The organism is Bacillus sp. CFBP9009 (assembly GCF_036541465.1).
In the GTDB taxonomy this organism is placed as follows: Bacteria; Bacillota; Bacilli; order Bacillales; family DSM-1321; genus Peribacillus.
On the sequence record NZ_JAZHFU010000004.1, the window covers coordinates 135,293 to 159,826 of the forward strand.

Annotated in this window: 29 protein-coding genes; 1 reads left to right on the top strand and 28 read right to left on the bottom strand. The window is 40.9% G+C overall.

Annotated elements, in window-relative coordinates; all coding sequences use genetic code 11:
• The 5 genes from bshA to V3595_RS13735 are packed head-to-tail and all read right to left on the bottom strand — an operon-like array spanning position 1 to position 3,438.
• Complete coding sequence (gene bshA / locus V3595_RS13715) at positions 1-1,140, bottom strand: N-acetyl-alpha-D-glucosaminyl L-malate synthase BshA (protein WP_485907752.1); 1,140 nt, start codon at positions 1,138-1,140, stop codon at positions 1-3.
• A 4-nt stretch (positions 1,141-1,144) separates the two neighbouring features.
• Complete coding sequence (gene bshB1, locus V3595_RS13720) at positions 1,145-1,858, bottom strand: bacillithiol biosynthesis deacetylase BshB1 (RefSeq protein ID WP_485907753.1); 714 nt, start codon at positions 1,856-1,858, stop codon at positions 1,145-1,147.
• Positions 1,842-2,267: a methylglyoxal synthase gene (locus tag V3595_RS13725; RefSeq protein ID WP_137015992.1), complete on the bottom strand. Its 426-nt coding sequence runs from the start codon at positions 2,265-2,267 to the stop codon at positions 1,842-1,844. Before V3595_RS13725 ends, bshB1 begins: the two co-directional genes overlap by 17 nt.
• An 18-nt stretch (positions 2,268-2,285) precedes the next feature.
• Positions 2,286-3,086: a 4-hydroxy-tetrahydrodipicolinate reductase gene (gene dapB, locus V3595_RS13730; RefSeq protein WP_485907755.1), complete on the bottom strand. Its 801-nt coding sequence runs from the start codon at positions 3,084-3,086 to the stop codon at positions 2,286-2,288.
• Positions 3,079-3,438: a nucleotide pyrophosphohydrolase gene (locus tag V3595_RS13735; RefSeq protein ID WP_485907966.1), complete on the bottom strand. Its 360-nt coding sequence runs from the start codon at positions 3,436-3,438 to the stop codon at positions 3,079-3,081. Before V3595_RS13735 ends, dapB begins: the two co-directional genes overlap by 8 nt.
• A 166-nt stretch (positions 3,439-3,604) precedes the next feature.
• Between V3595_RS13735 and V3595_RS13740 the strand changes: the two genes are divergently transcribed.
• On the top strand, positions 3,605-4,477 hold the full coding sequence (locus V3595_RS13740) for a YitT family protein (RefSeq protein WP_485907756.1): 873 nt from the start codon (positions 3,605-3,607) through the stop codon (positions 4,475-4,477).
• A gap of 107 nt (positions 4,478-4,584) precedes the next feature.
• Here the strand turns inward: V3595_RS13740 and V3595_RS13745 are convergent, their stop codons facing one another.
• The 23 genes from V3595_RS13745 to V3595_RS13855 all read right to left on the bottom strand — a co-directional run bounded on the left by V3595_RS13745 (position 4,585) and on the right by V3595_RS13855 (position 24,321).
• On the bottom strand, positions 4,585-5,259 hold the full coding sequence (locus V3595_RS13745; protein ID WP_485907758.1) for a zinc metallopeptidase: 675 nt from the start codon (positions 5,257-5,259) through the stop codon (positions 4,585-4,587).
• An 85-nt stretch (positions 5,260-5,344) separates the two neighbouring features.
• On the bottom strand, positions 5,345-6,130 hold the full coding sequence (ypjB, locus tag V3595_RS13750) for a sporulation protein YpjB (protein WP_402897395.1): 786 nt from the start codon (positions 6,128-6,130) through the stop codon (positions 5,345-5,347).
• A 119-nt stretch (positions 6,131-6,249) separates the two neighbouring features.
• Positions 6,250-6,846, bottom strand: coding sequence for a lipoprotein heptaprenylglyceryl N-acetyltransferase LhaT (lhaT, locus tag V3595_RS13755; RefSeq protein ID WP_137015999.1), 597 nt, complete (start codon positions 6,844-6,846; stop codon positions 6,250-6,252).
• A 177-nt stretch (positions 6,847-7,023) separates the two neighbouring features.
• Entirely contained in the window at positions 7,024-7,791 is a 768-nt protein-coding gene (locus tag V3595_RS13760; protein ID WP_137016001.1) for a menaquinol-cytochrome c reductase cytochrome b/c subunit, read from the bottom strand.
• Positions 7,792-7,847: 56 nt separating this feature from the next.
• The gene (gene qcrB / locus V3595_RS13765) at positions 7,848-8,522 is read right to left on the bottom strand and encodes a menaquinol-cytochrome c reductase cytochrome b subunit (protein WP_034307974.1); all 675 of its coding nucleotides are present in this window, start codon (positions 8,520-8,522) and stop codon (positions 7,848-7,850) included.
• Positions 8,523-8,525: 3 nt separating this feature from the next.
• Positions 8,526-9,032 (bottom strand): Rieske (2Fe-2S) protein, encoded by a 507-nt coding sequence (locus V3595_RS13770; protein ID WP_057276295.1) that lies wholly within the window; start codon positions 9,030-9,032, stop codon positions 8,526-8,528.
• 160 nt (positions 9,033-9,192) lie between these two features.
• Positions 9,193-9,654: a YpiF family protein gene (locus V3595_RS13775; protein WP_137016004.1), complete on the bottom strand. Its 462-nt coding sequence runs from the start codon at positions 9,652-9,654 to the stop codon at positions 9,193-9,195.
• Between the two features lie 162 nt (positions 9,655-9,816).
• The gene (locus tag V3595_RS13780) at positions 9,817-10,368 is read right to left on the bottom strand and encodes a ReoY family proteolytic degradation factor (RefSeq protein WP_133347570.1); all 552 of its coding nucleotides are present in this window, start codon (positions 10,366-10,368) and stop codon (positions 9,817-9,819) included.
• 41 nt (positions 10,369-10,409) lie between these two features.
• Positions 10,410-11,681, bottom strand: a complete 1,272-nt coding sequence (locus tag V3595_RS13785) for a tetratricopeptide repeat protein (RefSeq protein WP_485907761.1) — start codon at positions 11,679-11,681, stop codon at positions 10,410-10,412.
• Positions 11,682-12,049: 368 nt separating this feature from the next.
• Entirely contained in the window at positions 12,050-13,336 is a 1,287-nt protein-coding gene (gene aroA, locus V3595_RS13790) for a 3-phosphoshikimate 1-carboxyvinyltransferase (protein WP_485907763.1), read from the bottom strand.
• Positions 13,337-13,359: 23 nt separating this feature from the next.
• The gene (locus V3595_RS13795; protein ID WP_485907765.1) at positions 13,360-14,463 is read right to left on the bottom strand and encodes a prephenate dehydrogenase; all 1,104 of its coding nucleotides are present in this window, start codon (positions 14,461-14,463) and stop codon (positions 13,360-13,362) included.
• 47 nt (positions 14,464-14,510) lie between these two features.
• Entirely contained in the window at positions 14,511-15,623 is a 1,113-nt protein-coding gene (gene hisC, locus V3595_RS13800) for a histidinol-phosphate transaminase (protein ID WP_485907767.1), read from the bottom strand.
• A gap of 81 nt (positions 15,624-15,704) precedes the next feature.
• On the bottom strand, positions 15,705-16,073 hold the full coding sequence (gene aroH, locus V3595_RS13805; protein ID WP_485907768.1) for a chorismate mutase: 369 nt from the start codon (positions 16,071-16,073) through the stop codon (positions 15,705-15,707).
• A gap of 25 nt (positions 16,074-16,098) precedes the next feature.
• Positions 16,099-17,178 (bottom strand): 3-dehydroquinate synthase, encoded by a 1,080-nt coding sequence (gene aroB, locus V3595_RS13810; protein WP_485907769.1) that lies wholly within the window; start codon positions 17,176-17,178, stop codon positions 16,099-16,101.
• 3 nt (positions 17,179-17,181) lie between these two features.
• Positions 17,182-18,354: a chorismate synthase gene (gene aroC, locus V3595_RS13815; RefSeq protein ID WP_485907771.1), complete on the bottom strand. Its 1,173-nt coding sequence runs from the start codon at positions 18,352-18,354 to the stop codon at positions 17,182-17,184.
• Between the two features lie 254 nt (positions 18,355-18,608).
• Positions 18,609-19,382 carry a CheR family methyltransferase gene (locus V3595_RS13820; protein WP_485907773.1) on the bottom strand — a complete coding sequence of 258 codons (774 nt, stop codon included), beginning with the start codon at positions 19,380-19,382 and terminating at the stop codon, positions 18,609-18,611.
• Between the two features lie 189 nt (positions 19,383-19,571).
• Positions 19,572-20,018 (bottom strand): nucleoside-diphosphate kinase, encoded by a 447-nt coding sequence (gene ndk, locus V3595_RS13825; RefSeq protein ID WP_034308008.1) that lies wholly within the window; start codon positions 20,016-20,018, stop codon positions 19,572-19,574.
• 96 nt (positions 20,019-20,114) lie between these two features.
• Complete coding sequence (gene hepT, locus V3595_RS13830) at positions 20,115-21,077, bottom strand: heptaprenyl diphosphate synthase component II (protein WP_485907775.1); 963 nt, start codon at positions 21,075-21,077, stop codon at positions 20,115-20,117.
• 34 nt (positions 21,078-21,111) lie between these two features.
• The gene (locus V3595_RS13835; protein WP_352920278.1) at positions 21,112-21,822 is read right to left on the bottom strand and encodes a demethylmenaquinone methyltransferase; all 711 of its coding nucleotides are present in this window, start codon (positions 21,820-21,822) and stop codon (positions 21,112-21,114) included.
• 3 nt (positions 21,823-21,825) lie between these two features.
• Positions 21,826-22,656 carry a heptaprenyl diphosphate synthase component 1 gene (locus tag V3595_RS13840; protein WP_485907777.1) on the bottom strand — a complete coding sequence of 277 codons (831 nt, stop codon included), beginning with the start codon at positions 22,654-22,656 and terminating at the stop codon, positions 21,826-21,828.
• 248 nt (positions 22,657-22,904) lie between these two features.
• A complete protein-coding gene (gene mtrB / locus V3595_RS13845) occupies positions 22,905-23,153 on the bottom strand; it encodes a trp RNA-binding attenuation protein MtrB (RefSeq protein WP_137016024.1) in 249 nt (82 codons plus the stop codon).
• 20 nt (positions 23,154-23,173) lie between these two features.
• A complete protein-coding gene (gene folE, locus V3595_RS13850; RefSeq protein ID WP_063233209.1) occupies positions 23,174-23,740 on the bottom strand; it encodes a GTP cyclohydrolase I FolE in 567 nt (188 codons plus the stop codon).
• 308 nt (positions 23,741-24,048) lie between these two features.
• A complete protein-coding gene (locus V3595_RS13855) occupies positions 24,049-24,321 on the bottom strand; it encodes an HU family DNA-binding protein (RefSeq protein ID WP_034308023.1) in 273 nt (90 codons plus the stop codon).
• Between the last annotated feature and the right edge of the window lie 213 nt (positions 24,322-24,534).

Below are 24,534 nucleotides of genomic sequence, written 5' to 3' on the forward strand. Positions count from 1 at the left end.
CTATTCCATGGATTTACCTTCAAGTGCTTGAATGTAGATGGCTTCATACTCTGACATTATCGTATCGGAGTGAAAATTAGTATTGGCCCTTTCCAGCGCAGCTACAGAAAAGCGTTTATGTAAAATCGGGTCGCTTAAAAGTCCAATCGCTTTTTCAGCAACCATTTTGACATCTCCCAATTCACAAATATAACCAGTCTCCCCATCAACGATGACTTCAGGAATTCCCCCGATATTCGTCCCGATACAAGGAACTCCACATGCCATCGCCTCGAGCAGCACAAGTCCGAAACTTTCTTTTTCCGATAACAAGAATATCAAATCACTGATTGAATATAATTCGGCAAGGTTATCCTGCTTACCAAGAAACAAGACCAAATCATCGATTCCAAGATCTTTAGCCAATTTCAATACGGTTGTCACTTCCGGCCCGTCTCCTACGAGGAGAAGCTTTGCAGGCATTTTCTTTTGAGTTAAATAAAACGCCTGGATGACGTCTTTCACTCGCTTGACCGAACGGAAATTCGAAACATGTATGATCACTTTTTCATCTTCACTGATTCCGTATTCATCCTTAAGGTAATCGGAATCAGATTTATGGTAATCTCTTTCATCAATAAAATTATAAACGGTTTTGATTTCCTTATTCGGTGCGATTAATTCGTGCGTTTGCTGAACAAGGGAATTAGATACTCCTGTAACGACATCGGATTGCTCTATCCCGAATTTTATCAAATTGGTCAATGAGGGATCATGGCCTAATACGGTTATGTCCGTACCATGCAGTGTGGTTACGATCTTTACTTCATTACCTGACATCTGCTTTGCAAGGATCGCACAAACAGCATGCGGAATTGCATAATGAACGTGAAGGATATCTAATTTCTCCCGTTTTACGACATCCGCTATCTTGCTTGCAAGCGCCAGGTCATATGGTGGATATTGAAAGACTGAATACGAGTTCACTTCAACCTGGTGATAAAAAATATTACAGTACATCTTATTCAAGCGAAAAGGGAGGCTTGAAGAAATGAAATGTATCTCATGTCCTTTTTCTGCAAGCATCTTCCCTAATTCAGTTGCTACGACACCAGAACCCCCAACTGTAGGGTAACAGGTAATTCCAATTTTTAATTTCATAAGATTATTTTTCTCCTAACAAGTCGGCATCGATCAGTAACGGTTTTTTTGTCATGAATCCCTCCGCATAGGCGACACCCACTTCTTTACCGAACATCCGCTCCCGTGCCTCGACAGTCTCGATATAACCATTAACCAGCGGTGTTTCTACAGATACTTGACTTTTTTCAAATTGGCTGCCATATGCCCTAAGGCTATCCAGCTTTTTCGATATTGTAGAAGTGATGTCCACGACGAAGTCCGGTTTGTGAAACCCATTGATCATATAATAGTACATATTTTGGACACGATGAGAATCAAGGCCTTCTTCTTCCATATACTTTCTTACTCCAGCCGAAAAAACTGCTTCCTCGACTAATTTGGCACAGTTACCATGATCGGGATGGCGATCTTCCAAAAATGGTGCAAACACAAGGGCAGGTTTATATTGGCGAATGACGTTAATGATTTGATTTATGTATTCCGCTTTCATGTATAGTCCCCGGTCGGGTAGATCAAGGGAAATCCTCTTCACCCCAAGGATTTCAGCAGCCTTATGCGCTTCCTCTTGCCGCAATGGAACGGTTCCATTGGATGACATTTCAGCTTTTGTCAAATCACAAATGACAATTTTCCTGCCTTGTTGCACATATTTAGCGATCGTGCCACCCATACCGATTTCAACATCATCCGCATGTGCGCCGAAAGCCAGGATATCTATGTTACTTTTGTTTATCATTTATCTCACCTTGTTTTTGCCGTAGTTTTAGCCAGTCCATATACCCATGCTTCAAACCTTGTATCAGCACTTCTGCCGTGCCCATATTTGTCGCCAAGGGAATTTCATAAACATCTGATAGGCGTATAAGCGCCGATACATCAGGTTCATGTGGCTGTGATGTCAATGGATCGCGAAAAAATAGGACCATGTCCATTTCTCCGCGCGCGATCATTGCACCTATTTCCTGATCCCCGCCAAGAGGTCCTGAATGAAAACGATGGACAGGCAGCGATACTTCTTCCATGATTCTTTTCCCGGTCGTTCCTGTAGCATATAATTCATGCTGCTCAAATACATCTTTATAGGCTGTTACAAATTGAATGATATCTTCTTTTTTCATATCATGGGCAATTAAGGCAATTTTCATCGTAAATCCTCCTGATCCCTATTCAATAATATTTTCCAGACCGTATACAAGAACATCCAATTTCATGACGGTATCGACAGCAAGTTTGACTCCTGACATGAAGGAAGCTCGATTAAAGGAATCATGCCGAACCGTCAATAACTCTCCATCACTTCCGAAAAGCACCTGTTGATGGGCAACCAATCCAGGTAGCCGGACACTGTGGATATGCATGCCATCTACATTTGCGCCTCTTGCCCCCTGGATGGTTTCTTTTTCATTAGGGTGCCCCTGTTGTTTCGTTTCACGGACTGCTGCAATCATGTCTGCCGTTTTGGCAGCAGTTCCAGAAGGTGCATCCAGTTTTTGATCATGGTGCATTTCTATGATTTCCACATCCGGGAAGTACTTTGCGGCCATTTGGGAAAACTTCATCATCAAAATGGCTCCAATTGCAAAGTTTGGCGCGATGATGCAACCAATGCCCTTTTCTTTTGTTAATGAATCCAGCTTCGCTAAATCTTCCTTAGTAAAACCAGTCGTTCCCACTACAGGGCGGATGCCATGATTAAGTGCCGTTTCGGTATGAAGCATCCCCACTTCGGGTGTGGTCAAATCGATCAATACGTCCGCTTTTACGGAAGAAAAGCATTCATTTATATCCGAAAAAACCGGTGCTTCAATACCGTGAAAACCTTCTATTGCGGAGAGGCTTTCACCGTTATGCTTGCGATCTATGACAGCTGCCAATTCAAACCCTTCTGTCCTATGTACAAGCTTCACCGCTTCATTTCCCATTCTGCCACGTGGACCGGCTACAATAACTTTCACTTTACTCATCTTTACCTTCCTCCTCCATTTTTTCTTCTTTTCTTGTCCATCTATCTTTATCACGGGTTGTGAACTTTTCCATGACCAAATCATGCGAGTTTTGAAGGTCAATCCCTAAAGAATTGGCAAAACAAATCAACACAAAAAGCATGTCCCCCAATTCCGCTTCAATCGTATTCTCTTCTTCTGTTGCCTTCTTTGGTTTTTCACCATGGTAATGATTGACTTCCCTAGCCAACTCCCCAAGTTCTTCAGACATACGGGCCAGCAAGGCCAGAGGGCTGAAATATCCTTCTTTAAATTGTCCTATGTATTGGTCGACTTCCGCTTGCATTTGTTGGATCGTCTTATGCTTTTCCATATAGTCACCCATTCTTGATTTCGTTTTCAAACATCATACCTTCTCCATGTTAGCTAAAAGTGAAACAGATGACAACAGATACGTTCGCGAATCAAAATTGCCCATAGTTGGTTAATTAGTTATAATAAGTAAATTAATGAAATGTAAACCTTTGGAGGTATGGGACATGCTTTTGGGCTTAAAATTGAAAAATATCATATTCATCCTTTTTGGGGCTGGAATCTTCGCTTTTGGCCTCGTGCATTTTAACATGCAGAACAACTTGGCCGAAGGCGGATTCACAGGTCTCACATTGATTATATATCAACTTATCGGGATAAATCCTTCTTATTCTAATTTGATTTTGAATATTCCCTTATTTTTAATAGGGTGGAAATATTTAGGGCGCACATCTTTCTTTTATACGATTATCGGAACGGTTGGCCTCTCCGTTTGGCTATGGGTTTTCGAGAGATACGAAATCGAAATCGATCTCGGAAACGATTTGATGCTGGTGGCATTGTTTGCCGGGGTATCTGTTGGTGTCGGGCTGGGCATCATCTTTCGTTACGGCGGGACAACAGGCGGAGTGGATATCATTGCCCGTTTTGCCCATCGTTACTTAGGGATGGGCATGGGACGGACGATGTTCATCTTTGATGCCGTCGTCATTGGCCTGTCCATCCTTACTTACCTGGATTACCGTGAAGCGATGTATACCCTCGTTGCCGTATTTATAGGTGCTAGAGTAATCGACTTTATGCAAGAAGGAGCCTATGCTGCTAGAGGTGCAATGATCATTAGTGATAAAAACTTGGAAATTGCAGAAAAAATCATGAATGATATGGAGCGGGGCGTAACTGTATTAAGGGGATATGGATCCTTTACACGCAATGATCGGGAAGTACTCTATTGTGTTGTCGGGAAAAATGAGTTAGTCCGCTTAAAAAATGCCATAACATCGGTGGACCCTCATGCATTTGTATCAGTAAGTGAAGTTCATGATGTATTGGGTGAGGGCTTTACCCTTGATGAGAACAAGAATCCCATTGAAAGGTAATCCATTGATTAATGTTGCCCTGTCTAACTGCATTTTATTAGCAATGTGCAGCAAAAACTCTTTAAAATTTAAAGGACCCCATCCCAAGATGGAGTCCTTTTTTCAAATTAATCTTCTTCTCTCATTCCTGTATACATAAGCAGAAGACGAACTAATTCCAGTACGGCTACAAGAGCGGCAGCAACATAAGTCATCGCAGCAGCACTTAATACTTTTTTCGTTTCCCGTTCTTCATCATTCCGGATGACCCCAGCGGAAACGAGTTGATCCATAGCCCTAGAAGAAGCATTGAATTCAACCGGCAGTGTTATCACTTGGAACAATACAGCGGCTGCCATAAATGCGATACCCGCCAAAAGCAAACCAGGAAGTGAAGCTAGCATCCCGATTAAAATCAAAATCCAAGATATGTTAGAGCCAAAATTAGCTACCGGTACTAATGCATGGCGGAAACGCAAGAAAGCATATGCTTCTTTATCTTGAATCGCATGTCCAACTTCATGGGCTGCAACAGCTACGCCGGCAACTGAATGGCCGTGATAGTTATCCGTTGATAAACGCACCGTTTTATCCCTTGGGTCATAATGGTCCGAAAGCATTCCAGGCGTCTCTTCGACCCTGACATTGAACAGTCCATTTTGATCCAAAATGGCACGAGCCGTCTCAGCACCATTCATTCCGGAAGAGGCCGATACTTTTGAATATTTTTTATACGTGCTTTTCACTTTCATTTGTGCATAAATCGGGATTAAAATAATAATCGCCAAATAAATGAAATACATGGTATCCTCCTATAACTCTTATTACCCTTAATTCTATGGATTGAAGGCACCCCTGTCAAATATAGTGTTCTCTACCCGTGTCTTTTTAATCATTATGCTCTTTCCTTGGTTTTTCCCTATCACCTTTATATTTTCTCCAGCCTACATAAGAAAGCGTCATGATAATGATTGAGCCTGTCGAAATGATGACCCACCAAAGGGAAGGATCTGCATCATCTTCCCCCATATCATCAAAAATGGAGGTTAGTTCGTTTTGCAACGCATCCAGTTCCTCTTGATTATCTCCATCACTGATTACCTCCGGGCGGTATTGGTTGATATATTGAATCCTCGTGTCCAGTTGCTGCATCGTTTCTTTGGAAAGGTCGACTTTCAAGCTTGGATATATCATTTCATATTGTGATAGGAATAAGTTCAATTGGCTATTGAATGTAATTGTGTCTTGTTTGATGGCGGCATTCTTTGTCTGCTGGAAAGAACTCATCATTTGATCCTCCATCTCTGTCCAAAGTGGCTGATGAGTAGACTTGACCGCATCAACAACAAGCCGGAACTTTGTAACAGAATTAACCTTTTCGGAATCTCCCTTGTTCATATCCTTTATTGTCATCAACGCCTCATTATGAGCTACAGTGATAATTCGAAGTTCGTCCATGTCAAGGATCTGCTCTTTCGCTGTATCTTTTAAAAACCGGTCAGAAAAAAACGTCAGCATCTTTTCCGAATCTCCATATCGCTTCAACTTGGTCATTTCCAAGGCTCTATCGGAAATGTCATCTAATTGCTCCAAACTTGAAGAGGATTCTGCATAGACAGGGAAATGTAAGACGACAAATAAAACAGCAATGGTTAATATGAATTTTTTCAACATGCTACTCGTCCCTCCTCATATCTCTACTAAAACGATATGAAAGAAAAAACATGAGTAGACCTCGTTCAACATAAAAAAGTTAACCCTGCTTTTACAAAGCTGTATTTAGTGTTGACTTTTTAAGAGATGAAGGACAGGGTGAACCGCTTTTTTCTATATCCAAAGAACCAGCCGACAAAAATGGAAAGTATGCTGAGCCAAAAAGTGAAATAACCTATCGCGTCCATATACACCAATAAATCACGGTATATTGGCATCATTTCAAAAACATAGTCGATTATGTCATTATGTATGGTCCAAATCCCTGCCGCTATCAAGTGCCAAGGTTTTATTCGATAAAATGGTGCATATAATACCCCTTGAACCGCCATCCCCAAATGAGAAGCCATTAACATATAACCTTCCCAAGGCAGTGAACCTGTTGTCACGAAGGTCATCAAATTCATTACAACTGCCCATATGCCATATTTGAATAGTGTCATTATCGCCAACGCTTCAATAAGTCCGAAATTCCTTCTTAACAGGAACCCCAATAAAACAAAAACAAAAAACAGACTAGCTGTCGGGCTGTCCGGTACAAATGCCAAAAAAATCGCAGGAGTGTTTTCCAATTGACTGCCATACCAATAATATCCATAGGCAGTTCCGAATATATTTATCATTAATAACAAAACGAGCATTTGCCGATTTGCAAGCCAACTGTAGATAACATTCATTCTTTTACCCTCACTAACATTCTCATGTATACTCATTTTACAGGCCATTAACCAGAAAACCAAGCATTCATTTCAATTTCTTCTCATTTACGCTTCAATTTACCAATAAAAAAGCCGACAACCGTAGTCGTCAGCTTCATTTGCAGCATATGAAAGAAAATGCTGTGGATGGCTATTTTATTTTGCCGATAAACCAGATACAAATTCAGCTAATGTTGCCAATTCTTCATCTGTACCTTTAAACATGCCAGCTGGCATAGCGCCCTGGCCTTTGACTGCGATTTTAGAGATTTCTTCTGGGCTCAAGCCAGTGTCAATTAAGCTTGGCGCTCCTGCTCCACCAGTTAACTCTGCTCCGTGACAGCTAATACAGCCACTGGAATCCATCAGTTTATACCCATCGCTCTCTTTATCAATGTCTGCACCTTCCACAATCGCTCCTTGTTTCTTGGAAGCTTCCCAATCGTGGTGGGCTGCAGACTCCCATGTTAAATAGAAAACGCCAGCAATTGCCAAGAGCATGAAGCCTACAGCAAAAGGACGTTTTGCCGGGCTCCGCTCTGGACCACGATCTAAAAAAGGTGCCAAGAGCAAAGCTCCAAAAGCCAAACCAGGTATTACTAGAGCCCCGATTGCATTATAAGGGCCTGAAGCATAGGTATACTTAAGTAATTGGTAAAGGAATAGGAAATACCAGTCTGGCAGCGGAATATACGCTGTATCTGTAGGATCTGCTATCCTTTCCAATGGTGACGGATGTGCGATTGTCAGGCATAGATAACCTACAAGGAATACAGCTCCTACCATCCATTCTTTTAAAAGGAAATTAGGCCAAAATGCTTCAGTTTTCCCAGGATATTCTGAATAATCTTTCGGAATATTCGGTTTACGGTCCGCGGAGATACGCGAGTCACCTACGAATTTCATACCTTTCCCACGATGCATTGAACAATTCCCCTCCTTTATGAAAAGGTTTTTTTGGTTCTTGGTTCACCATTCTTTTAAAGTGGACCTGAAATACCTTGTTTTCGGATCATCAGGAAATGAGCCGCTAGTAAAGCAAATAATGCTGCAGGCAGGAAGAATACATGAATTGCAAAGAATCGTGTCAATGTCTGTGCTCCAACGATCGTTGGATCTCCTGCTATCAATGTCTTGAGTGCCGGTCCCATTAACGGTACCGATTCGACAATTGTCAAAGTAACTTTCGTTGCGAATAGCGCTTTCATATCCCATGGCAATAAATAACCAGTCAAGCCTAATGCCAGCATGATGAAGAAAATCAATACGCCGACCATCCAGTTCAATTCACGCGGTTTTTTGTAAGCTCCCTGGAAGAAGACACGAAGAGTATGTAAAAACATCATAACTATAACTAGACTTGCTCCCCAGTGATGCATACCACGGACGATTTGACCGAAGGCAACTTCATTTTGTAAATAATAAACAGATTCCCAAGCGTTTTTAATGTCTGGGACATAGTACATCGTCAAGAACATGCCTGACAAGATTTGGATGACCGTAATAAAGAAAGTTAACCCACCAAAACAATATACGAATGCAGAAAAATGATGTGCGGGGTTAACATGTTCAGGAACCTCATGGTCAGCAATATCCCGCCATAACGGCGTAATATCTAAACGCTCGTCCACCCAGTCATATAACTTTGTTAGCAATGTTTACGCCTCCCCATGCGGTTTTAGTTGACCCAAATAAAGTATTCCATCTTTTTCTTTCGTGTCAAAGACATCCAATGGTGAAACCGGCGGTGTCCCTTTCACATTCACCCCATCTTTCGTATACCTGCCATAATGGCAAGGACAGAAAAATTGATTCGGATTAGTCTTATCCGTATTCCAGCCTACCGTACAGCCTAAATGTTTACAGATTGGAGATAAAGCAACGATCTTACCATCATCCGTTTTGTAAACCCAAGCTGTATTTGTTTCTTCAGACTCATACCACCCATCGACCTGCTTAAAACTAAAGTCGACACGGGTTGGTTCGGTAGTCAGTTCACCTACCTTCTGTTTAGTTGCAACGTAATCCCCGCCCTTATCTGCTGATAATACAGGATCAATTGCAAACCTAACCATAGGCATCAACATACCGGCCGCCATAAATCCACCAACGCCAGTAAGTGTGTAATTAAGGAATTGACGTCGTGAAACATTATGCTTGCTCATGCGTTTTCCCCCCCTCTATTACTATACTGAGAGCCCAAAGGACCAATAAATAGCGACACTATAAAACTAGGACATTTCCATGATATCTCAATAATTTACCAAGGTCAATATTTGTAAAACCCAAAAGGTGGCAACTATGTGTCAAATAATGCGAAAAATCCTACTTTTTTTCATTTTTCCAATTATAAGAGAAAATATCAAGGATTTGGAGAACTTGCTGGTTAATCATTTCCCTTGCTTGTTCAATTTCAAGCCCTTCCAGGGGGATGGCAGGAATCCATACTAAATTATTTCCTAATTCCCGCTCTTCCTTTTTCCAATCAAAATCCGATGTAAGAAAAAAAACATGCTCGAAATTATTTTCTTTCACTTCACTGGCCCAACGCTTTAACCGCTCAACCTTATCCAATTCACCACTTAAATAATGAAATGTTGGCAATAAAAGAATTCTTCCTTTCATCTGCTTTTCAATTTCCAAGCTTAAAATGGTAAGAAATTCATTCATTGAGCCCGTTTGCTTCATTTGCCCTTGAAAAGATAGGGGAACCAAAGGAATCAAAACGGTATCCACATACTCTTTTGACTGCATATACATGTCAAGATCTTTTGCTGTCCACTTCATGTTTTTTCTTCACTCCCGATTTTTTAAATCAACTCCTTATCATTTTACCATTATTTTTATAACATCTTTACCATATACCCATAGTCTTTACAAAAATGTGGATTTTATCAATGTTTTATAAAAAATAAAAACCTTTCCTGATTACGGAAAGGTCAATTTATTTCATCCAAGTACTTTTAATTGATTCAATTGTTCGGTTAAGTCCTTAAATGCTTGTTCATCATGCTTATCGAGGGCTTCATCGATTTCCTTAAGCAAACGGTCCCTTTGAAAATACAACATGCTTCTTTCCAAAAATTGTTCAGCCAGCAGCTGGTCTTTTTCATTCGATGCCGTTGATTTCGGCATGAAGGGGTTGTTCTCGAGTACCGCTGCATATTGATAGGAAGAATAAGACGATTTAAAATTAAGCTGAATATAAATGTCTTCATCCCGATTTAAACGGATATCATGAAAAGATTTCTCTGCATCGGTCGTCATGATATTGGACTTATAGAACCTGAAAGGGACCTCATCCACACAATGTGTCGACATAATCAGTCCACGTGGGCAATATTGTGCATTTTCTACAAAATGAACCTTTTTCATTAGTTGATCATGACTCATTAAGTAATTCAATATCCACACACATTCTCTTCGTTTCAGTTGATAATGATTTAAAAACCACCGAATAAAATCCTTCTTCTCATTCACAGAAACAGGGGCAGCCACCATGAATTCCCTCCTCTGTCTAGATTTAGTTTCGTTTCACTTATCTACATTTCATCTGTGCTTTCACCTAGCCGCTCCAAAATCATCGCATACTCATCATTCGCCGGGTTCATCTCAAGGAGCTTATTAAATACTTCTCTAGATGTGGCTCTGTCTCCTTCTTCAATTAAAAAGAAACCATAATCTTCAAGGAAATCTTGATTGTTCTTGAATGAATTATATGCTTTATGATAGCTGGTTAATGACTCTTTAAATTGTTCAGTATGCTGATATGATACAGCAGCTATCCATTCAAACTGCGGATCATCTTCTCCATATCGCCTTACTTCACCAATACACTCCAATACATCTTCATACCTTTCGTGGTGCATATACAATTTCAAGAGGGTGAGTGCAGCTTCCAGGTATCCCGGATCAATGGCTAGTGCTTCTTTAAATAGATTTTCCGCCTCTTCATCAAGCCCGCTTTTCAAGGCAATTTTTCCACCGAAGAAGTAAAGTTCCTTATTGAATTCATCAGCCTTGATTCCTTCTTTGACTGTTTTCAAGGCATTTTCCAGATCTTCAAGATGTTCATAACTCTTTGCCAGGTACAAATATAAAGAATGGTATTCATGATCTAATTCTTTCAGTTCAATGAACTTTCGTACGGCTGTGTCATAAAGACCTGCCTGAAAAGCTGTAAATGCATATTCAAACAGGGTATTGATTTCAAGTCCATCTTTTAAGGCCTTTTCAAAGTGCGGAAGGGCCTCCTCGAACTTCCCCGAACTGCTTAATGCTTCAGCAAGCCTCTGATTGACATTAACACCAGCGATTTCTTGTTCATGTTCTAAAACCTTTATGTAATTTGCAATGGCTTCCTGATCCCTTCCTTGATGAAAGAACAGTTCAGCTAGTGCAAAATCAATGATGATCTCATCTGGAAGCATTTCCTTGGCCTGCAGTAATTTCCTTTCGCTGACCTCGTCCATCCCCTGTAATTGATAGAGGTCCGCTTCCAAAAGCAAAGCACTTGGATATACTTCATCATCTGCACTTACTTTTTCAAGCATCAGCATCGCTTCATCTTCCTGGTCCATGTCAATCAGGATTTCAGCCAACGAAACAATTAATTCTCCTTCATTGGGATAGAGTTGCAGCAGATGTTCAAAAAGATCCTTTGCCTCCTCCGCAAAACCAAGCTGGAGCATTTCTTCGGCCAGCAACAATATGTCCTCTGCTGACTCTGATGATTTAATTCGATTTATATGTTTAAGAGCTTCTGTTAATTCCCCTTTTTTTAAATGCTGTATAACTTGTTCCACTGTGTTCATTGTTGAATCCTTCCTTTTGCATGATAGACTTGGTCCCTAGTCATACACACTCACGCCATAATGTAACATACTCTGCCATTAAGAACAAAATACCATATAATCGCGAGATGCATAGTAAACAGTATTCATTAGTTTACCATACTGTAGCCCTGTATTCCATTGATGAAGTCCCCTCCCATTCTCATTAAAAAAAGGTTACTAGTTAATTCTCCACGCTATGGTAAATCTCCTTTTTGATCATGAACCCCTTTTTCATTATTTTCATGATCAATACAGATAGAAAAAGCCCGAATGTTAGCGCTTTCAACACTTTTCAGCATTTAAAAAAAGTTTACAGACCAAATAAGGTATGTAAACTTTTTTTATATTCACTTTATCAATTGCGTCAAATGCCCAAAAAATTGTGGATATGATACATCTATGGCATCAGGGTCAGCAAGTTCCACTTCCCCATCCGTTATCAAAGCCGCTACAGCAAGCATCATCCCGATACGATGGTCCCCATGGCTTGTAACCTTGCCACCATTCAAGGCTTTACGCCCTTTGATGATCAATCCGTCTGCTGTCGGGGTTATATCTGCGCCCAGGACGGAAAGCTCATTTGCAACAGTATCAATTCGATTCGTCTCTTTCACTTTAAGTTCTGCTGCATCCTTGATTGTCGTTATCCCTTCAGCCTGTGTTGCCAGGAGTGCAATTACCGGTATTTCATCGATGAGACGGGGAATTAAATCACCGCTGATGGTCGTTCCCTTTAGCCGGGAGCTTCTGACAGTGATGTCTCCTGCAGGTTCACCCTCACTCGTCTTCTTCTCAATCGTAATATCCGCCCCCATCGATTTCATGACTTCAATGATTCCAGTCCTTGTCGAATTAAGGCCGACATTCTTTAATACCACTTCACTATTTTCCGTAATCGCTGCAGCCACCATGAAGAAAGCCGCTGAAGAAATATCACCCGGCACATGGATGGTAGTCCCTTTGAAGACTTGGTTTCCGCTTACTTTAATCGTTTGACCGTCTTTTTCGATTTTTCCGCCAAACTCTTGGATCATTCGTTCTGTATGATCCCGGGTCTCTTCCGGTTCGATAATGATCGTTTCACCTTCTGCCTGTAAACCGGCCAAGATTATCGCTGATTTCACCTGCGCACTTGCCACAGGCAATTCATAGCGAAACCCTTGTAACTTGCCTCCTCTTATGAAGAGGGGGGTGTATTCGGCTCCTTTTCGACCGTCAATGACCGCTCCCATTTGACGAAGCGGGTTGACTACCCGGGTCATTGGACGTTTAGCTATCGATTCGTCACCTGCCAAAACGGCCGAAAATTCCTGTCCTGCCAAAATGCCCATCATTAACCTGATCGTGGTACCAGAGTTTCCGACATCCAGTACTGATTCCGGTTCCTTTAATCCATTAAAACCTTTGCCTTCAATTTTGACGTGCTGGCCATCTTGTTCAATATGAACTCCAAGCTGCTTAAAACAGGAAATCGTACTTAAACAATCGGCTCCTGGAAGAAAATTAGTGACTGTCGTTTCCCCCTCGGCAAGGGCTCCGAACATTATCGAACGATGGGAGATCGACTTATCTCCAGGTATGGCAATCGAACCACGTAATGATTGGATGTTCGTTTGTAATTTTTTTGTATTCATAAAACCATCCTTCCCTATAAATGTTATGCCAGGATCGTTTCATAATCTGTATGTCTTGAAATACACTCTGCAGCTTTTATGCGGTCAACATCCGTTTGGAAGCTAATGACCAGCACACCGTATATCTCTTCCCTGGTTTCAATGATCCTTATGTTTGTAATGCTGATACCTTCTTGTGCCAAATATCCGGTAATCTCAGAAATTATTCCGGCATAATCCGGTATATCGATATATAAATCATAAAACGCTGGTATGGCGCCTTTCGCATGTGTTGGCAAATCATCCCTGAAAATCTTGGCATCGGTAAAGAATCGAAGGATTTCTTCACTATCTTCATTCGCGACCAGGCCTTTTATATGCTCCATTTCATTCAGCCAATCATTCATTAATTCAAGTAACACATCCCGGTTATGTAACAAAATGTCACGCCACATTTCCGGACTGCTTGAAGCAATTCTTGTAATATCTCGAAATCCACCTGCTGCAAGCCTTGAAATCAACTTATTTTCCTTACTGTAATTTTCTGCCTGCTTAACGAGCCCCGATGCGACAATATGCGGGAAATGACTAATGACCCCAGTCAGCTTATCATGCGTGGCAGGACACACAACCAGAAAGTTCGCTCTTGTTCCTTGCAGCCACCCTTTCAGCTGCTCGACTTTTTCTTCTTCGATGGAATCTTCTGGAGTAAGCAAATAAAATGCATGTTCGAATAAATGCAATTTGGCTGCCGCAGCACCGCTTTTATGGGAACCAGCCATAGGGTGCCCCCCGATGAAGGCCACCCCTTTATCTATCAATGGTTTTGCTGCCTTAACGACTGTATCCTTCGTACTTCCTGCATCCGATATGAGGACATCACTCTTCAAATCCATCTCAGCCAATTGAGCTAAAATCTTCACGGTTTCATTGACAGGCACAGCAAGTAGAATCAAATCAGCATCACATGCTCCCGCTTCCAATGATGATACAGAATCATCAATGATCCCCAATAGCATCGATAGTTGAATATTCTTTTCACTTAGGTCCGTACCAACAATAACGGCTTCAGGATGTGCATGGCGTACAGCCATGGCCAATGATCCGCCAATTAGACCTAGACCTATTACAAAAACCTTACCCTTCACTCTTCTCTCCCCCGCATCTTTTGTGCTCCTCTAGGTTTGATGAAACGTTAAAGCAGCGAATCAGAAGGTGCCTCAACTTCATTCAAAAAAGTTTTAATAGCGTTAATCATTCCTTCATTTTCTTCCGTAGAACCAACGGTGACCCTTAAGCTGGTAGGAAAACCGAAAGATTTCCCCGACCTTGCAATGTATCCGCGCTCAAGCAAATATTGAAACACCACCTCGGCATCCTGTTTAAAATGGATAAAGATGAAATTACCTTGTGACGGGTAATAAGCTAAATTTTCCTTATTGCAAAATTCATAGTACTGCTTAAGCCCTTTTTGATTTTCTTCCTTGCATTTTTCAATGAAGGCTTGATCTTCCAAAGCGACGATAGCAATATTCTGTGCGAATGTGTTGACATTGAATGGTTCCCGGGATGGATCTAGTTTCTGGATGATATCCTCATCCGCCAATCCGTACCCTACCCTAAAACTGGCAAGTCCATAGATTTTTGAGAATGTCCGGAGTATGATCAAATTTTTATATTTATTAATCCATTGATTCGTTCTCGGGTAATCCTCAGCCGTTGCATATTCACAGTAAGCTTCATCCAAAACGATAAGTACATCTTCCGGCACTCTTTCAATGAATGATAATAAGTCCTGTTCCGTAATGTATTTACCTGTTGGGTTATTTGGTGTACAAAGCCAGACAACTGCTGTTTTTTCATCTATAACTTTAAGCATTCCTTCTAGATCATGAGCACCATCAATATGAGGAACTTCCCTGATTTCTGCACCTTCTAGCGTGGCATTATGGCGATACTGTGAAAAAGTGCCTGTTGCCATGACCGTATTCTTTCCAGCCCCCAATAGGCTTCGGGAGATGATTTGAATGTTCTCATCAGATCCATTTCCAAAAATAAGCTGAGTTTCTTTCACACCTGTATGTTTTGCAACAGCTTCCCTTAGCATCGTTGCATATCCATCTGGATAGATGGCAAACGAATGGGTTGAATTCCTAACGGACTCCTTTACCTTTTCCGAACAGCCGAAAGGATTTTCATTTGAAGCTAATTTCGTGATTTTTTCCAACCCGTATAATTTTTTCACTTCATCAGTAGATTTTCCCGGTTGATAAGACTTCAAGGAAAGGACCGCTTCATTCCATTTCATGTCAATCACCTCTATATTTTTATCACTTTAAAGTAAGAAAGTGTGAGAATAGTATATCATATTCATAGATTTAAAATCATCTTATATCTGCTTTGTCAAATCTGGCCGTAATACCGTAGCCCCTGCCTGGTATACATGCTGTATCTCTTTTTGAGATTTCGTCGTATTTACATGGATCATGACCCGAATGCAAAATGGCAAGGAATTGCTGACCGGTATTTCTTTCATGCATGTAACCGGTACATAAGTCCAGCCTTCGAATTTCCTCAAGGCTTTAGCAGGGAAGACAGAACGAATCTCTTCCGTAGCAGAAAAAAACACAGAAGCTACCATTTCGGGATCAATCTCGTTGACCTGAATGATCTCTGCCATCAACTTTTCGGCAGCGGAAATCACTTCCATTTCCTTGTCTCTTTCTACAGTAGTGGCACCCCTTATTCCTCTTATCACACATAGTCCCCCCTTCTCCTGAACTCTATATCATATCCGCCATTTCCTCTATCAGCTCAGAGTCGGCTATATCCATTAATAGCGGTGACCCTACTTCGTTTAGCAGGACAAAAGTAGCTGAATCATTGACCGATTTTTTGTCTGTTTTCATTAATTCAAGCAGCATTGCATGTTCAAGCCTGGTTGGAATCGTTATTTGATAACCTAAAGAAGAAACCCAGCTAATAAACTCATCCAGTTTAAAATCGAGATCCACTTTCTTTTTGCTTAATTTAAGAGCATATACCATCCCGATTAAAATGGATTCCCCATGCGTAAAGTTTCCGTATCCCATTGAACCTTCCACTGCATGTCCGAGCGTATGACCAAAATTCAAAAAGGCACGAATGCCGTTTTCCTTCTCATCCTCTTCGACAATTTTAGCTTTAATTCCAATTCCTTTTGTAATCATTGTCAGGAATTGCTCATCCGTTATATCATTCAAATCAACAATATTCGACTTTAACCATAGATAAAACTCATTATCGGCTATCAATGAATGTTTAATGACTTCTGCAAAACCTGACCTTAATTCTTTAAGGGGCAGAGTTTTTAAAAATTCAAGGTCATAAATGACCGCTTCAGGCTGATGAAAGGCCCCAATCATATTTTTCCCTAGCGGGTGATTGATCGCAACCTTGCCGCCCACTGCACTATCGTGGGCGAGTAAAGTCGTCGGAACCTGTATAAATGGAATCCCTCTCATAAAAGTAGCCGCAACGAATCCAGCCAAATCACCTACTGCACCACCGCCAAGGGCGATAATCAATGACTTGCGATTAATCTGTTGAGTTAAACAGAAGCTTTGGCATTCATAAAACACATCGAATGTTTTAGCATGCTCCCCTTCTGGTACTACATGATGCAGGACAGGTTTCCCCGTCTTGATCAGGGCGTTTTTCACGGTCTGCAAATGAAGTGCCGCCACTTTCTCATCAGTTATGATCAGAATCTTGTTTAGATGATTTAATTCATGTGATATTAATTCGGGCAATTCATTTATTGCCTTCTTGCCAATTAAAACCGGATATTGCTTGGAAGCCGTTTTTATTTGGATGGATTCCATGATTTAAAACTCCTTTACTTCTTCCCGATATGATCTTATGTATTCCGCTAATTGCTCATAACGATCTGAAGGGAATTGATCAACGATGGCAGCCGCCAGTTCCCATGCTACTACCGCCTCAGCAACCACTGCTGCTGCAGGAACCGCACAACTATCGGAACGTTCGACACTTGCTTCAAAAACTTCCTTCGTATCAATATCAACGCTTTTCAAAGGTTTATATAAAGTTGGGATCGGCTTCATCACACCGCGTACAACTATCGGCATTCCAGTTGTCATACCGCCTTCAAAACCGCCAAGGCGATTGGTTTTCCGGTAATAGCCCTGTTCTTCGTCCCATGCGATTTCATCATGGACATCACTGCCAAATAGATGGGCAGCTTCAAATCCAAGACCTATTTCCACCCCTTTAAATGCATTGATGCTCATTATCGCTGCGGCTAGTTTTGCATCAAGCTTACGGTCATAATGCACATAACTTCCTACACCCACCGGCATTCCTTCTACAATGACTTCAACGATGCCGCCGATGGAATCTCCTTTTTGTTTCGCTTCATCAATTGCATCCTTCATCTGCTGTTCTACGTTCTTGTCAAAACATCTAACAGAAGATTCTTCTGTTACTTGTTGCAATTGCTGAATACTTTCGTATTTTGGCGGTTCTGCCTTCACTCCGCCAATTTCCAAAACATGAGATGCCACTTCTATCCCCAATAAAGACAATAGCTTTTTAGCGACAGCTCCTGCTGCCACCCTTACTGTCGTTTCACGGGCTGAAGAGCGTTCCAGAACATTTCTCAAATCGCGGTGCCCATATTTAATCCCGCCGTTCAAGTCGGCATGACCAGGACGTGGCCGGGTGATTTTACGTTTAATTTCTTCAGCTTCCTCTTCTGAAAGCCCTTCGCTTCCCATAATCTTTGTCCAATGCTTCCAGTCATCGTTCTCAACGACCAAAGCAACCGGTGAACCGAGTGTGTAGCCATGTCTGATTCCCGAAGAAATAAAAGCCTGATCTTTCTCGATCTGCATCCTTCTTCCACGTCCATGCCCTTTTTGCCGGCGTCCTAATTCTTGATTGATATCCTCTTTCGAAATCGGCATTCCTGCCGGTAATCCTTCAATGATAGTAGTCAGTTGCGGACCATGTGATTCTCCCGCTGTTAAATATCTCATCTTCCAGCCCCCTTTTAGCACTTTAAAGTGTATATGTATCAATATACCACAATTTTATGAAATATGGGTATATGTAAAACGTAAAAACCATATTGTTTGAATTTAATCACTTTTCTTTCTATTTTACAAGTACTTAAACATTTTCGATATAGTTTATTCTTTCAAATTAGAGTTCTACTGGAATTGCTATTACACGGCAAACGAAAAGGGACTGAATGCGCACGTGCAGGTTCAGTCCCTTTTTTCTAAAGTATTTACTTTTTCTTATAAAAAAATGTGTCGATCGTTTCAAATTGATATTTTCCTGGGGTGAATATTTGCTCTGTACTTCCTACAAAAAATACCCCGCCGCTTTTTAGCGATGCACTGAATTTTTCATATAATAAATTCTTGGCTTCTTCAATGAAATAAATTAAAACATTGCGGCAAACGATTAAATCGAACCCTTGGTCGAATCGGTCAGCAAGAAGGTTTTGCTTTTTAAATGTCACCCTTCTCTTGATTTCATCATCGACACGATAAAAATCCGCTTTTTTTTCAAAGTATTTCCTTTTAATTTCCTCAGGCACTTCATTTAAGGAACGTTCGGGATATATCCCCAATTTCGCTCGCGCCAATACATTTTCATCGAGATCCGTCGCCAATATCTCTATCTGGCTAAGTGGGACCAGATTGGATAATATCATGGCAATCGTATATGGTTCCTCGCCAGTTGAGCAGGCAGCACTCCAAATTTTCAACTTTTTTTTGCTTTCTAATAACCCAGGCAGGATTTTCCGCTCCAACACTTCCCATCTTTTCGCATTTCTATAAAATTCGGAAACGTTGATTGTCATTCTATCCAAAAACTCATTTAATACACCGGGATTGGTTTGAATGTCTTTGTAGTATTCACGAAATGAATGATATCCTCTTTTTTCATATAGAGATGTTAGTCGCCTTTTCATTTGCCCTTCCTTATATAATGCCAAATCAATGCCTGTCAGCATTTTGATATTACGAATAAACTCTTCATATTCTTGAGGCATTCCCACGACTCCCCTGCACATAATTATTTTAAGTGGTTCTTCCCTTTATATATATCGGAGAGTGCCATATTTTCTTTAAACTAAAATTATCCCTTACGTTGCTGCTTGAAATTAAAAAAGCAATTAAAAAAAGCGGGTTCCATCGCATAATGACGATGGAACCCGCTTTTTTTAAATAGATCGTATTAATTAATAAACCCACTCGTTAACAAGTTTAGAGTACTCAACAAGTTCTTCTTCTTTGAAGAATAAACCGATTTCGCGTACAGCGCTTTCAGCTGAATCAGATCCGTGAATGATGTTTTTGCCGACAGTTACGGCAAAATCGCCACGAATTGTTGCTGCTGCTGCATCTTTAGGGTTAGTGGCACCCATCATTTGACGTGCAGTAGCGATTACGTTTTCACCTTCCCAAACCATTGCGAAGACAGGACCTGAAGTAATGAAGTCCACTAGTTCGCCAAAGAAAGGACGTTCTTTGTGCTCGCCATAATGCTGCTCAGCCAATTCTTGAGAAATGACCATTAATTTTGCTCCTGCAAGAAGGAAGCCTTTCTTTTCAAAACGGGAAACGATTTCACCGATTAAATTGCGTTGAACGCCGTCAGGCTTAACCATTAAAAATGTTCTTTCCATGAATGTCACTCCTAATATGTATCATTGTTATTTGCCTATATAAGGCAATACTTTTAGAATATTACCATTGTTTGATGAGTTTCGCAACTCCCATTATCAAAACTTTCTTTTTCCGATATTTTTCGCGATATCCGATAAAGTTTTTCTAGCTTTGATGGCAGGAAGACCTTTCAACTCAGTAAAAGCCTTTTCTAAATACATATCACTGATCCTCGCTGCCTGTTCAATGGCACCGGAAGTTTTTATCACATGAATTATATGGGACATTTCCTCTTTTGGCGTATCTTCCCGAACTGTTTCGATAAGCTTTTTTAACTTTGGATCTTCCATAGCAATCAATACGGGTAAAGTGATATTACCTTGAATCAAATCACTGCCGGCTGGTTTCCCAAGCTCTTCTTCCGAAGCAGTAAAATCCAATATATCATCGGTGATTTGATAAGACATACCGACATAATATCCGAATTTAAATAGCTTTTGGTGAATTCTCTCTTCAACACCCGCTGAAATGGCTCCCAACTGGCAACTGGATGCAATGAGCAGTGCCGTTTTCCGTTTGATCCTTCTAAAGTATATCCGCCAATTCTGTTCGAAATTGTATTTATCTTTTATTTGTTCAATCTCACCAAGACATAGTTCAACCATAGTATCAGCGAGAATTTGATGCGCCAGCGGAGACTCGATAACCGCCATCATTTCCAGTGCACGAGCAAAAATGAAGTCGCCTGTGTACATGGCGACACGATTATCCCATTTTGATTTAATGGTAGCAGATCCCCTGCGTAAATCCGCATCATCCACAACATCATCATGCACAAGGGAAGCTGTATGAATCAGTTCCAAAGTCGCTGCGACATGCTTTACGACATGAATATCATAGTTGCCAAACTTCGCACCCAATAGGACGAATACCGGACGGATCCGTTTTCCACCGGATTGCAGCAAATGCAGGGAAGCTTCCCTTAAAACTGTGGAATCCGCTTCGATTGCGGCTTCCAGTTCTTTTTCTATTAATTGCAAATCTGCATTCAAAAATGAATACATCATTTTAAATTTCATACATTCCACCCAGCTTTGTCCATTGCTATTATGCTTATTTTGAAGGCTTGTACCCGAAATGTGTTGCTGCTACCCCACCGAAATGGGCCTTATAACTGACATTTTCCATTCCCGCCTGCTTGAACATGTTTTCAAGCTTTTTCATGCCAGGGAAATCCCGAGCCGATTCTTGCAGCCATGAGTATTCGCTATAGCTTTTTGCGAATAATTTGCCGAACATGGGCATGATGAAACGGAAATAAAAATAATAGCCCTGTTTAAAGCCAAGCATCGTAGGCTGTGAAGTATCCAGGCAAACGATCATTCCACCCGGCTTGGCTACCCGGTTTAACTCTTTGAGCACTTTCATGTAATCGGGGACATTCCGCAGCCCGAAACCGATCGTGACATAGTCAAAGCTATTATCCTCAAAAGGAAGCTCCATTGCATTCCCATGCATTAGGGACACTTGCTCTAGATTGAGTTCATTTACCTTTTGTTCGCCGATTTTCAGCATGTTCTTACTAAAATCCAGACCAACAACCTTTCCTTCTGGTCCTACTTCATTAGCAAGGGCAATGGTCCAGTCCGCTGTTCCACAGCATACATCCAGTGCATGGGCGCCTTTTGGGACATTCATGATGGCCATTGTAGCCTTCCGCCATTTAAGATGCTGTTTAAAGCTGATGAGGGAATTCATCTTGTCATAATTTCCGTAGATCTTTTCAAAGACATGATGAACTTTTTGCTCTTTAGACTGCTCCATGATTCACCCTTCTTTCACATATGAATTTGCTATACTCTCTGTTTGTTCCAAGATGGCCTTCACTCTTTCCAGAAGTTCATCATCCAACTTTGCCAGCTTCCGCATCGAGCACTGTACGGATTGCCTGGCATCCCTCAGGCAAATGTCGAATTGGGTGCGTACCTGTTCTTCTTTTTCCGAAATGGTAACTTTCCCGTCAATCGAGTCATCGAGAGGCATTTCCCTTAGGACATCAAAAACTATCGATTGCCCCGACTCCATATAACTGCTCTTCTCGGCATGCAACCGTTTTAAAAGCAGCAGATCTTCCGCTATTTCTATCCAGGCAGGCTCATTATAGTAATCCGCGAGTTTATGAATCAGCGAAGCCTCGATCGCTTTGATCGTCATTAAAAGCGTTGGGACATCATTAATGGACCCTTGTTGGTAAAGAATGATTTTATTGTCATTTATTTTTTTTATCGCGCTCGAAAGTATACGGATCATATCAACATTACCTACACTGGCAAGCCCTTGATAATATAAGCCACTATAGTAATCACCGGCAAGCACTTGTAATTGACGATTTTTCAATACCTCGGGCAACTCGGTTCCTTCTCCTGAATTCGAGACGATTTCATGGGTATCCAGAGCAATTTGCACTAACATGGTTGAAATGATGTATTGATTTCGTTTTTCGCTTAAAACGTCCAAATCGTTAAACAATCCCCAAAGCAATATCAGTTTATCTTCGTCCAAGCTTGGCTTTTGTATATACTTCAATAAATATGGATGTTGAGCTTTCGTTTCTATTAATCGCTTTAATTGCCTTATGTCGTCCGTTATGTTTAACAATTGAGATCACCCTTGCATCCCCGAAAGATAATTTTTTTCATACATATTGGTTTCTGTCTGTGTAAAATACACATTATTATACCATAAAAACAATCAGATGAAATGGTCAACGTTTATAAAATGAAACTTCCAAAGGTAAGGAAACCATCGTCTTTTGCTCTTCAAAAAAATGGATGCGGGAAATTTACAGCTTGTTAAACGTGATATCAGATGATTGATTTACTAATTAACCAAGTATTGAGAAGCTATCATTTCTCAGGTGAATTCTTTTTGGAATCACTTTCTATCTCTCCGAATGGAGTATAGACTTTTGCATGGCCCCTGATTTTAATTGCCGAGGTATGTTCCGTGAATTGTGCGATCATCACCTCTCCTGAGTCAAGTTTTTCGGAGTGATGAAACTTGGTGTCCGTTCCCCTTGTCAACCCGATGACGTTCACACTATCCTCAATGGCTTTGATTACGACAAAATCATTCAAGATCTTTTTTTCATTCATTTTTTCCTGCCCCCATGTCCTTAGTCTTTAATGAATGCCAGCACTTCAGCCCTAGTACGATGATCCTTCGCAAACGTTCCCCTTACAGCTGAAGTCACTGTTTTAGATCCAGGTTTTTTTACACCTCTCATGGTCATGCACATATGTTCAGCCTCTACTACAACCATTACACCATGAGGCTCGAGCTTTTCCATTATCGAGTCAGCAACTGTAGAAGTGATGCGCTCTTGAAGTTGCGGACGCTTCGATACAGCCTCAACCGCCCGTGCCAATTTACTTAAGCCAGTCACTTTTCCGTTTTTCGGAATATATGCTACATGGGCTTTCCCGTAAAAAGGGACTAAATGATGTTCACATACTGAGTAAAACGGAATATCCTTTACAAGTACGAGTTCTTCATGGTCCTCTCCAAAAACAGTATCGAAATATTCCTTTGGATCCTGATTAAGTCCAGAAAAAATTTCTTCATACATTCTGGCTACACGGCCAGGAGTATCCAGCAGTCCTTCCCTCGTTGGGTCTTCCCCTACAGCCTCAAGAAGCATTTTAACCGCTTCTTCCAATTTGGCATGATCAACATTAGCCATTTTTTGTACCTCCTAAAAAATCAATAATATTATGTATTCAGATAAAAAATCCAAAGCGCATTGCACCCGGATATCCATAATTGCAATTATTAAAGAAGACCCATACACCCATACATTGAGCCCTTGAACGGCAGTTTCGCCGGAAGCGGTTTTTGGATGGGCATTTCCTTGTGATGGATTAACCATCTGCAGCGTTTCTAAAATATTCACTGTCTTTTATATTATCACAGATGGAAATTAAGAAGCAAAAAAAGGGCCGCGTTTTCACGCGGCCCTTTTCGGTTAAGCACCCGTATGTAATGGTAGAATTACTTCACTGCATCTTTCAGCGCTTTACCGGGTTTGAAAGCTGGCACTTTGCTAGCTGCAATTTCGATTTCGTCACCAGTTTGTGGGTTACGGCCTTTACGAGCCGCACGTTCACGAACTTCAAAGTTACCAAAACCAATCAATTGGACTTTATCACCGTTTTTTAGAGCTTCTAAGATTGTATCAAAAACAGCATCAACAGCTTTTGTAGCGTCTTTCTTAGAAATTTCAGTTGCTGTAACAACTTCATTAATTAATTCTGTTTTGTTCATGCCATTCACCTCCTCCCAAAAGGAATCTTTATAAAAAATCATTATTACAACACTATAATAGTGATTTGATATTAGCTTCGGTCCAAAATTTTCATTCCCTGGCAATCAAGGATTATCAAGCCGAATTAATTTCCAAATAATTCATCCAGAAATTTATAAATACGTTGAAATCGCTGTTATAACGCGTTTTCTGTATGTAGATTATCACAAATC

Bases quoted from the DNA above. Each gene is read 5' to 3' on its own strand.
- lhaT (WP_137015999.1), bottom strand. From the start codon at position 6,846: ATGAATGTTATCTACAGTTGGCTTGCAAATCGGCAAATGCTCGTTTTG.
- folE (WP_063233209.1), bottom strand. From the start codon at position 23,740: ATGGCTAATGTTGATCATGCCAAATTGGAAGAAGCGGTTAAAATGCTT.
- V3595_RS13735 (WP_485907966.1), bottom strand. From the start codon at position 3,438: ATGGAAAAGCATAAGACGATCCAACAAATGCAAGCGGAAGTCGACCAA.
- hisC (WP_485907767.1), bottom strand. From the start codon at position 15,623: ATGAAATGGAATGAAGCGGTCCTTTCCTTGAAGTCTTATCAACCGGGA.
- V3595_RS13785 (WP_485907761.1), bottom strand. From the start codon at position 11,681: ATGAACACAGTGGAACAAGTTATACAGCATTTAAAAAAAGGGGAATTA.
- aroB (WP_485907769.1), bottom strand. From the start codon at position 17,178: ATGGAATCCATCCAAATAAAAACGGCTTCCAAGCAATATCCGGTTTTA.
- bshA (WP_485907752.1), bottom strand. From the start codon at position 1,140: ATGAAATTAAAAATTGGAATTACCTGTTACCCTACAGTTGGGGGTTCT.
- V3595_RS13775 (WP_137016004.1), bottom strand. From the start codon at position 9,654: ATGAAGTGGACAGCAAAAGATCTTGACATGTATATGCAGTCAAAAGAG.
- hepT (WP_485907775.1), bottom strand. From the start codon at position 21,077: ATGAAATTTAAAATGATGTATTCATTTTTGAATGCAGATTTGCAATTA.
- V3595_RS13740 (WP_485907756.1), top strand. From the start codon at position 3,605: ATGCTTTTGGGCTTAAAATTGAAAAATATCATATTCATCCTTTTTGGG.
- mtrB (WP_137016024.1), bottom strand. From the start codon at position 23,153: ATGAATGAAAAAAAGATCTTGAATGATTTTGTCGTAATCAAAGCCATT.
- V3595_RS13855 (WP_034308023.1), bottom strand. From the start codon at position 24,321: ATGAACAAAACAGAATTAATTAATGAAGTTGTTACAGCAACTGAAATT.
- V3595_RS13780 (WP_133347570.1), bottom strand. From the start codon at position 10,368: ATGGTGGCTGCCCCTGTTTCTGTGAATGAGAAGAAGGATTTTATTCGG.
- aroA (WP_485907763.1), bottom strand. From the start codon at position 13,336: ATGAATACAAAAAAATTACAAACGAACATCCAATCATTACGTGGTTCG.
- V3595_RS13770 (WP_057276295.1), bottom strand. From the start codon at position 9,032: ATGAGCAAGCATAATGTTTCACGACGTCAATTCCTTAATTACACACTT.
- ndk (WP_034308008.1), bottom strand. From the start codon at position 20,018: ATGGAAAGAACATTTTTAATGGTTAAGCCTGACGGCGTTCAACGCAAT.
- V3595_RS13725 (WP_137015992.1), bottom strand. From the start codon at position 2,267: ATGAAAATTGCCTTAATTGCCCATGATATGAAAAAAGAAGATATCATT.
- V3595_RS13745 (WP_485907758.1), bottom strand. From the start codon at position 5,259: ATGTATTTCATTTATTTGGCGATTATTATTTTAATCCCGATTTATGCA.
- V3595_RS13835 (WP_352920278.1), bottom strand. From the start codon at position 21,822: ATGGAGCAGTCTAAAGAGCAAAAAGTTCATCATGTCTTTGAAAAGATC.
- V3595_RS13820 (WP_485907773.1), bottom strand. From the start codon at position 19,382: ATGCCTCAAGAATATGAAGAGTTTATTCGTAATATCAAAATGCTGACA.
- aroC (WP_485907771.1), bottom strand. From the start codon at position 18,354: ATGAGATATTTAACAGCGGGAGAATCACATGGTCCGCAACTGACTACT.
- V3595_RS13760 (WP_137016001.1), bottom strand. From the start codon at position 7,791: ATGCATCGTGGGAAAGGTATGAAATTCGTAGGTGACTCGCGTATCTCC.
- ypjB (WP_402897395.1), bottom strand. From the start codon at position 6,130: ATGTTGAAAAAATTCATATTAACCATTGCTGTTTTATTTGTCGTCTTA.
- dapB (WP_485907755.1), bottom strand. From the start codon at position 3,086: ATGAGTAAAGTGAAAGTTATTGTAGCCGGTCCACGTGGCAGAATGGGA.
- bshB1 (WP_485907753.1), bottom strand. From the start codon at position 1,858: ATGATAAACAAAAGTAACATAGATATCCTGGCTTTCGGCGCACATGCG.